Raw genomic sequence first — 8,045 nt, forward strand, 5'->3', positions numbered from 1 at the left:
ACGTTCGCTCATATCCGAGTTGTACCCCTAGAGGCGCGAAGGCATCAGGGAATCCGGATTCGTCGCTCAGGCGGCGCGGGCCTTCTTGAGGCCCTTCTTCAGTTCCTTGCCGCAGCAACCGGCCGCTTCCAGGCGTTTCATCCGCATGATGACAACCGGGCACTTCAAGCAGCGCGTCTTCTTGCGACAGCACTTCTTCTTCGGTTTGAGGCTAGAAACCTTCTTCGCCTTGACCTTGCCCATGATTGGTTAGCATACCCTTAGCGGAGTGCGCGGTCTGCGAGCCGCTCGGATGCCGGTACTGTGTAACTGGCCGCAATGCCCTGGTGAGTTTCGATTCTCCACCTGTTTGCAGGGGTCGGCCGACATCTATACCAACAGCAGGAGGATTGAGGCGTGTCGTCTGCACGCGATTTTCGCAACGTCGCCATCGTGGCCCACGTCGACCACGGTAAGACGACGCTGGTCGACGCCATGCTGCGCCAGTCCGGCGCCTTCGCCGAACGCGCCGAGCTCGTCGATCGTGTGATGGACTCCGGTGACCTGGAACGCGAGAAGGGCATCACCATTCTCGCCAAGAACACCGCCGTGCACCGGCACCATCAGGACGGTTCGGTCACCGTGATCAACGTCATCGACACCCCCGGCCACGCCGACTTCGGTGGTGAGGTCGAGCGCGGTCTGTCCATGGTCGACGGTGTCGTACTGCTGGTCGACGCGTCCGAGGGACCGCTGCCGCAGACCCGCTTCGTGCTGCGCAAGGCGCTGGCCGCGAAGTTGCCGGTCATTCTGGTGGTGAACAAGACCGACCGTCCCGACGCCCGCATCGAGGAGGTCGTCGAGGAGAGCCACGACCTGCTGCTCGACCTGGCTTCCGATCTGGACGACGAGGCCGCCGAGGCCGCCGAACTCGCGCTGGACCTGCCGGTCCTCTACGCCTCCGGCCGTGAGGGCAAGGCATCCAAGGAACGTCCCGAGAACGGCAGCGCGCCCGCCGCGGAGAACCTGGACGCGCTGTTCGACGTGCTGCTGGAGAACATCCCGGCGCCCAAGGGCGATTCGACCGCGCCGCTGCAGGCGCACGTCACCAACCTCGACGCCTCGGCCTTCCTCGGTCGCCTCGCGCTGGTCCGCATCTACAGCGGTGAGCTGCGCAAGGGCCAGAATGTCGCGTGGATGCACGCCGACGGTATCAAGCAGGTCAAGATCACCGAGTTGCTGCAGACCATCGGTGTCGAGCGGCAGCCCGGTGAGGTCGCGGTGGCCGGTGACATCGTCGCCATCGCGGGCATCCCGGAGATCATGATCGGCGACACCCTCGCCGATATCGACAATCCCGTTGCGCTGCCGCGCATCACGGTCGACGAGCCCGCCATCTCGGTCACCATCGGCACCAATACCTCGCCGCTGGTCGGCCGGGTGCAGGGCCACAAGCTGACCGCACGCATGGTGAAGTCGCGCCTGGACTCCGAACTGGTCGGCAATGTCTCGCTGCGCGTGCTCGATATCGGCCGCCCGGATGCCTGGGAGGTGCAGGGCCGCGGTGAGCTGGCGCTGGCCATCCTGGTCGAGCAGATGCGTCGCGAGGGCTTCGAGCTGACCGTCGGCAAGCCGCAGGTGGTCACCAAGCAGGTCGACGGCAAGGTGCACGAGCCGTACGAAGAGCTGACCATCGACTGCCCCGACGAGTACCTCGGCGCGATCACCCAACTGCTGGCCGCCCGCAAGGGCAAGATGGTCCAGATGAACAACCACGCCGCCGGTTGGGTGCGGATGGAGTTCATCGTTCCCTCGCGCGGCCTGATCGGCTTCCGCACCGACTTCCTCACCGAAACCCGCGGCACCGGTATCGCCAACGCTGTCTCGCACGGCTACGCGCCGTGGGCCGGTGAGATTCGCGCCCGTCACACCGGTTCGCTGGTCTCCGACCGCGCGGGCTCGGTGACCCCGTTCGCCATGATCCAGCTGGCCGATCGCGGTCAGTTCTTCGTGGAGCCGGGTGCGGACACCTACGAGGGGCATGTCGTCGGCATCAACCCGCGCGCCGAGGATCTCGATATCAATGTCACCCGCGAGAAGAAGCTGACGAATATGCGCAGCTCGACCGCCGACGTGATGGAGACGCTCGCCAAGCCGCTGCAGCTCGACCTGGAGGCGGCGATGGAGTTCTGTGCCGCCGACGAATGTGTCGAGGTGACTCCGGAGATCGTGCGGGTGCGCAAGGTCATCCTCGGTGCCACCGAACGCGGCCGCGAACTGTCTCGACGGAAGGCTCGGGACCGGGCTGCGCTGTAAGGCATGGGGCCATTTCGGCAAGGTCGCGGTCTACTCGGCCGGGCGACGGCGAGGCCAAGTAGAGTGCGGCACGTGAGCTCGGGGGCTATACGACGCGCGTTGCTGATCATGATGGCGGCCTCCTCCATGGTGCTCGCCGGCTGCACCGCGAATCCGCCACCGCCGATCGAGAGCACCGACAGCCCGAAGACGACACCGGCCAAGCCCGGCAAGAACACCGTCGTGGTGGCCATCGACGACATCGGCATCGGGTTCAATCCGCACCTGCGTTCCGATCAGTCACCGGCCACCGCCGCGGTGAGTTCGATGGTGTTGCCGAGCCCGTTCCGGCCGGTGCCGAATCCCGGCGTGCCCGGCGCTACCGAATGGGTGCCGGATACCGCGCTGGTGGTCTCGGCCGAGGTGACCGCGCAGGAACCGTTCACCATCACCTATACGCTGCGCAACCAGGCGAATTGGTCCGATGGCGCGCCGATCGCGGCGGAGGACTTCCGGTTCCTGTGGCAGCAGATGATCACCCAGCCGGGTGTCGTCGATCCGGCGGGCTATCGCCACATTGCCGATATCAGCTCCTCCGGCGGCGGCAAGACGGTCACCGTCACGATGACCGAACCGTATCCGGCCTGGCGTGAGCTGTTCACGAATCTGCTGCCCTCACATTTGATCAAGGACCAGCCCGGCGGTTTCGCCACTGGGCTGGTCGAGGGAGTTCAGGTGTCGGGCGGCAACTTCCGGATCAAATCGACCGACCGCGGACGCGACGAGATCCTGCTCGAACGCAACGATCGGTACTGGGGTACGCCCGCGGCGCCGGATCAGATTCTGTTGCGCCGCGGCGGAACTCCCGCGCAGCTGGCCGATTCGCTGCGCACCGGTGATGCGCAGATGGCGCTGGTGCACGGTGGTGTCGCTACCCAGGCGCAGCTGGCGGCGATCCCGTCGGTGCGCACCGTGATCATGCCGCAGTCGCGCGAGCTGCAGTTCGTAATCAATGGACGCAGTGGCGATCTCAGCGATCCCCGGGTGCGGCGCGGGGTGACCGCGCTGATCGATCCGACGCTGCTGGCCACCGTCGCCGGGCAGACCGGCGGCTGGGTCGAGCCGGTGCGCGCGCAGATCCTGACACCGTCGGATCCCGGATACGCGCCGACCGCGCCGCCGCGACCGTCCGCGGAGGAGGCGTTCGTACTGCTGGCCGAGGCGGGTTACGGCCGGGCGCCGGAGACGCCACCGGTGCAGTCGCCGACCTCGCCCGCACCGCAGCCCCGTTCGGTCGCGAAAAACGGTAAGGCGCTTGCGATTCGGATCGGCGCGGTAACCGGTGACGCCACCGCCCTCGCCGTCGCCAATACCGCCGCGGACCAATTGCGCAGTGCCGGAATCGATGCCAGCGTGCGCAGTCTCGCGGCCGATACCCTCTACGGCAAGGAACTCACCGAGAGCGGCGTGGACGCCATCGTCGGCTGGGAGGTCGCCGGTTCGGATCCGGCCACCGTGCTCGCATCGCGTTACGGCTGTCCGCCGGTGGATACCGGTGCCGCCAACGGGGATTCGCAGACCGCCATCGAGGCGGCCAAGAAGGCGCCGAGCAATTTGTCCGGCATCTGCGAGCCCGGACTGCAGCCCCTGATCGACGAATCGTTGCGTGGTGTAGAGGTCGGCCGGGCGCTGGCCGATGCCGAGCCGCGGCTGTGGGCATTGGCGACGGTGCTGCCGATCGTGCAGGACAATGTGGTCGCCGCATCCGGCCCGCGCGTGGACGGTGCGTCGCTGAGCGGAGCCATTCAGGTCGGCATCTTCGGCGATGCGGCGATGTGGCGCAGGATCCCATGACGGGTGGACTGCTGCTGGTGCACGCCCACCCGGACGACGAGTCCATCACCACCGGTGGCACCATCGCGCACTACCGCCGCCGCGGCGTACCGGTGACGGTGGTGACCTGCACCCTCGGTGAAGAGGGTGAGGTGATCGGCGACGAATGGGCACAGCTGGCCGCCGAGCAGGCCGATCAGTTGGGCGGCTACCGGATCGCGGAGCTCACCGAGGCGCTGACCGCGCTGAAGGCCGGACCGCCGCGGTTCCTCGGCGGTGCGGGGTGCTGGCGCGACTCCGGTATGGCGGGCACGGCGGCGGCGGAGAATCCGCGGGCCTTCGCGCATTCCGGCGCCCCCGCGGTGGAGGCATTGACCGCGATCGTGCTGGAACTGCGGCCCCAGGTGGTGATCGGCTATGACCCGCGCGGCGGTTACGGGCATCCGGACCATATTCGCGCGCACTGGGTCACCTCGGCGGCGGTGACCGCGGCGGCCGAGCAGGGCTGGGACACCCCGAAGTTCTATTGGACGGTCACCGACGCCGATATGTTGCGCCTGCACACCGAGGCGCTGGCGCGGCGGACCGTGGCGGGGCTGCCCGGCGCATTGCCGCGCGGCTGGCGGTTGCCCGCCGCGGGAGAACTCGCGAGCGTGCCGAGTCATACGGTGACGACCACCATCGACGTATCCGATTCGCTGGCCGCCAAGCGGGCGGCCTTGCGGGCGCATGCCACGCAGGTGACGGTCGCGCCGTCGGGGCGCGAGTTCGCGCTGTCCAATAATGTTGCGCAGCCGGTTCTTCCGGAGGAGCACTTCATCCTGGTCCGTGGTACGCGCGGTCCGGTCGGGGCCGATGGGCGTGAACACGACTTGTTCGCGGGCTTGTGATTTCTGATCGTTGCCTGAGGGTTGCTGTCGTCGCTGGTTTCGGCGGCGAGTACCGTCTTTGTGATTTCGGACATCGATGCGGAGGGCATAGCGGTTCATGACAGCGGTCGGCGACAAAGCTCACCTCAGCATCGAGGATCACGGATACCGGTCGGCGCTCTCGCGAACATCCCCAGTCAACTTCTCGGCCTTGAAGGGTCGAGCTTGCAGCTCTCACCCACGCCTGGCTGGCGTGGGCTCGGCCGCGTCGTCGGCAGCGTGACTCACTGCCCAGCCCGCAACAGCGCGTGCGGCGATGTTACGGGCTGCGTTCACGTCGGCGTGTTCAGCGAAACCGCATGACGTGCAAACAAAGGTGGCCTGGTCGGGCCGGTTCTTCCGCGAGGTGTGCCCGCACCCCGAGCACTGTTGGGAGGTGTACCGCGGGTCCACATGCGCCACCGGGATCCTGGCGCGGCGGGCTTTGCAGGCGATGTAGGTGCCCAGTTGCGCGAAACTCCAGGAGTGCAGCGTGACCCGCTGGGGCTTGCGTAGCCGTACCCTCTCGCGGATACCGCCCAGATCTTCGAGGGCGATACCGCGTGAGGTGCGTTGAGCCTCGGTCACGATCGTCTTGGAAACACGGTGGTTGGTGTCGGCGGCGAACCGCTTCTCGCGGCCGGAGATCCTGCGCAGTAGCCGCTTCGCTGATTTCGTTGCTTTCCGTTGCAGGCGTTGGCGGATGCGCCGGTTGCGGTGCCGGACCTAGTTGAGGTGTTTCCGGCGTAGCGAGCGCCGTCACTGGTGGTGGCGATGTTGGCGATGCCCAGATCCACCCCGACGAACCCGCCGCTCGGGTCGGAGAACTCCGGTCCAGGGACCTCGCAGGTCGCGTACAGGTACCAGTGTCCGCCCCGGTACACGAGATCTGATTCGCCGCGACGGTGGTCGGCGAGCATTTTTGCTTGCTCAGCAGAGCAGGCAAATGGAATGTTCCTGGCCCGGCCGTGGACGGTCCAGATGGATACGGTGCGGGCGTCGAGCTGCCAGGACAGGCAGCGATCGTCGAACGGTTGCGCCGCGTCCTTGCGGAACCGGATCGGTTCGGCTGCAACACGTTCGCGGCGTTTCGACCCCGCAGGGCCGTAGTTTCCCGGCCGCCAGGTTCGCTCGCAGCGTCGTGTAGGCCCCGGCGGGTTTTGTGGATGCACTGCAGCGCGGGCTGCGCCGACACCCCGAGTTGCTTGACAGCGGTGTAGGTGAGCCGTTGCAGCTCCTGCTTACCGGTGGTGCCGGTGGTGAACGCGGCACGGGAGACCTGGTTAGCCGCCTGGTTGCACAGCGTCAGTGTCTCCCGCAGCGCGGACGCGGTCGCCGCCTCGGGGAGCAGTTTGACCTGCACAACCAGCTTCACCCCAACACACTAAATTACGCCAGAAGTTTCCCGATCATGTTCGGAAGTTCTTGTGGGGCGGGCATTCTGGTCGCCGTCGTATTTCGCGGCATCGAGTGGCGGTGCGCCACTGTCAGTGATCACAGAGTACCTCGACCAGCAGAACGACTGGACCAGCGTCCGGTCCGCACTTCCGCCCAAGGCCTAAAGGGTCGGGATTCCTTGCACAACCCCAGTTGAAGGCGAGTGATTTCGGCTTAGACTCCGATCATGTACAACTGGGATCTGCAGAACGCCATCGCTGCCTTCGTGGACAGCCTGCGCCCTGGCGCGCAGCAACAGCACGACCTCTACATGTCGGTGCTGTACGCGTTCGTCGATATGCAGAGCCACCTGCTCACCCTCCTCGGTTTCCCGCCGGTCGCGTGAGGGTCACTTTCGACAAGGCTCCGGACCGCACCCACGACACTCTGCCCTTGGGGCCGGTGATCATCGCCGTCTTGGTCCTGGACGCTGTGATCACCCTCGCCCTCGAGGTCCTCTACCTCCCCACCTATATCAACACCGTCGCCTTCCCCCTGTCCGCAGTGCTGGCCGGTGTGGTCAACGTCCTCCTGGTGATGGGAGTCCGCTCCATAACCCACCGCGTAGGCGCAATGTTCCTCCCCATAGCCGCCTGGACCCTCGGCTTTTTGACCTGCTCCGTAACCGGCCCAGGCGGCGACATCATGCTGGGCAGCGACTGGCGCACCCTGCTGCTCCTGTTCTGCGGATTGGTCCCGCCGCTGCTCTACATCTACATCCGAACAAACGCGGGGTTGTTCACCACCCGCTGAGTCCTGTTGTCGCTATGGGGATTCGGACCGGGGACGGCTATGGCAGTGATGTCCGTGGCGGTCGACGTTGTGTCGACGGTTGCGTCGCCGCTGGGGAACCAGAGACCACCTCGGGACAGCCAGCGGATCGACTGCCGGGCCGTCTGGTCTTCCGTTTCGGCGTGTTGCGTGATGGTGACGGATGCGCCGGTCGGGCGTACAGGTCCCGGTGCCGCCGTGCCGGGTCGTCGGATCCGCAGCCGACCGCGCCGAGCAGCACCGCCGCGATCACTGTGGCATGGACCGCCGTCGAATCATGTCTACCCCCCGGTTCATTCGGACCTGACATTCGAGTATCGCGGCAACGCCTACGGGCGCAACGTGGACTCAGTCGAGGCGAATGGCCAGGCTGGCGATCACGGCGTCGGTGCGGGCGCGGAGGGCGGCGGCCAAGACGGGACCGCGGGGGTTGTGCAGCGGACGGTGGTACCAGTGGGCCGCTTCCACCTGGGCCAGGAGCACGGTGACTTGGCGGCCGGTTCGGGTTTGGGCGCGGACGTAACCGACGAGGGTGGTGATGAGACTGCGGCGTGGGCTCGGGAGGACGGTGAGGGGGACGCCCGGATCCCACTGCTTCCACTGCGCGCTGAGCCGACGAGTTGCGGCGGGTTCGATTTCGGCTGCGACGGCGACGATTTCGCCGTCGAAAGCCTGGGCGGTGCGCAAGGCGCGCGCGGTGACTTCGCTGACCGCGACCACCGGAACCACGACGAGCATCGGTTCCTGATCCGGAGATTGCGGTGGGAGAACGGGGATTCGGCCGAGGCTGAGTTGGTCGGCGACGCTGCGGTAGTAGTCTTC

At 66.6% G+C, this 8,045-nt stretch carries 8 protein-coding genes and 1 pseudogene; 6 read left to right on the forward strand and 3 right to left on the reverse strand.

The features are described from left to right. Positions 1-66: 66 nt before the first annotated feature. Positions 67-243, reverse strand: a complete 177-nt coding sequence (locus NP3_RS49470) for a hypothetical protein (RefSeq protein WP_085998628.1) — start codon at positions 241-243, stop codon at positions 67-69. A gap of 153 nt (positions 244-396) precedes the next feature. Between NP3_RS49470 and typA the strand changes: the two genes are divergently transcribed. The 3 genes from typA (at position 397) to mshB (ending at position 4,997) form a co-directional block, all read left to right on the forward strand. Further along, positions 397-2,295 carry a translational GTPase TypA gene (gene typA, locus NP3_RS38275; RefSeq protein ID WP_063046604.1) on the forward strand — a complete coding sequence of 633 codons (1,899 nt, stop codon included), beginning with the start codon at positions 397-399 and terminating at the stop codon, positions 2,293-2,295. Positions 2,296-2,358: 63 nt separating this feature from the next. Beyond that, entirely contained in the window at positions 2,359-4,128 is a 1,770-nt protein-coding gene (locus NP3_RS38280; RefSeq protein ID WP_444980800.1) for an ABC transporter family substrate-binding protein, read from the forward strand. After that, positions 4,125-4,997 (forward strand): N-acetyl-1-D-myo-inositol-2-amino-2-deoxy-alpha-D-glucopyranoside deacetylase, encoded by an 873-nt coding sequence (gene mshB, locus NP3_RS38285; RefSeq protein WP_063046607.1) that lies wholly within the window; start codon positions 4,125-4,127, stop codon positions 4,995-4,997. Before NP3_RS38280 ends, mshB begins: the two co-directional genes overlap by 4 nt. 213 nt (positions 4,998-5,210) lie before the next feature. On the opposite strand, the gene NP3_RS50945 is transcribed toward mshB, so the two are convergent. Beyond that, positions 5,211-5,720 carry an RNA-guided endonuclease InsQ/TnpB family protein gene (locus NP3_RS50945; protein ID WP_307680352.1) on the reverse strand — a complete coding sequence of 170 codons (510 nt, stop codon included), beginning with the start codon at positions 5,718-5,720 and terminating at the stop codon, positions 5,211-5,213. 722 nt (positions 5,721-6,442) lie between these two features. Here NP3_RS50945 and NP3_RS51690 point away from each other — a divergent pair. The 3 genes from NP3_RS51690 to NP3_RS38295 all read left to right on the forward strand — a co-directional run bounded on the left by NP3_RS51690 (position 6,443) and on the right by NP3_RS38295 (position 7,205). Beyond that, on the forward strand, positions 6,443-6,577 hold the full coding sequence (locus tag NP3_RS51690) for a transposase (RefSeq protein WP_169814657.1): 135 nt from the start codon (positions 6,443-6,445) through the stop codon (positions 6,575-6,577). A 62-nt stretch (positions 6,578-6,639) separates the two neighbouring features. Next, positions 6,640-6,798: a hypothetical protein gene (locus tag NP3_RS49475; RefSeq protein WP_169338103.1), complete on the forward strand. Its 159-nt coding sequence runs from the start codon at positions 6,640-6,642 to the stop codon at positions 6,796-6,798. Continuing rightward, on the forward strand, positions 6,795-7,205 hold the full coding sequence (locus tag NP3_RS38295; RefSeq protein WP_063046605.1) for a hypothetical protein: 411 nt from the start codon (positions 6,795-6,797) through the stop codon (positions 7,203-7,205). Before NP3_RS49475 ends, NP3_RS38295 begins: the two co-directional genes overlap by 4 nt. Before the next feature lie 366 nt (positions 7,206-7,571). Here the strand turns inward: NP3_RS38295 and NP3_RS49480 are convergent. Continuing rightward, positions 7,572-8,045: pseudogene (locus NP3_RS49480) on the reverse strand (amino acid permease); the annotation flags it as partial.

The organism is Nocardia pseudovaccinii NBRC 100343 (assembly GCF_001613225.1).
In the GTDB taxonomy this organism is placed as follows: domain Bacteria; phylum Actinomycetota; class Actinomycetes; order Mycobacteriales; family Mycobacteriaceae; genus Nocardia; species Nocardia pseudovaccinii.

What these genes read in the sequence shown, in the direction of transcription:
- NP3_RS49470 (WP_085998628.1), bottom strand. Translation starts at nt 243, where the DNA reads ATGGGCAAGGTCAAGGCGAAGAAGGTTTCTAGCCTCAAACCGAAGAAG.
- mshB (WP_063046607.1), top strand. Translation starts at nt 4,125, where the DNA reads ATGACGGGTGGACTGCTGCTGGTGCACGCCCACCCGGACGACGAGTCC.
- NP3_RS49475 (WP_169338103.1), top strand. Translation starts at nt 6,640, where the DNA reads ATGTACAACTGGGATCTGCAGAACGCCATCGCTGCCTTCGTGGACAGC.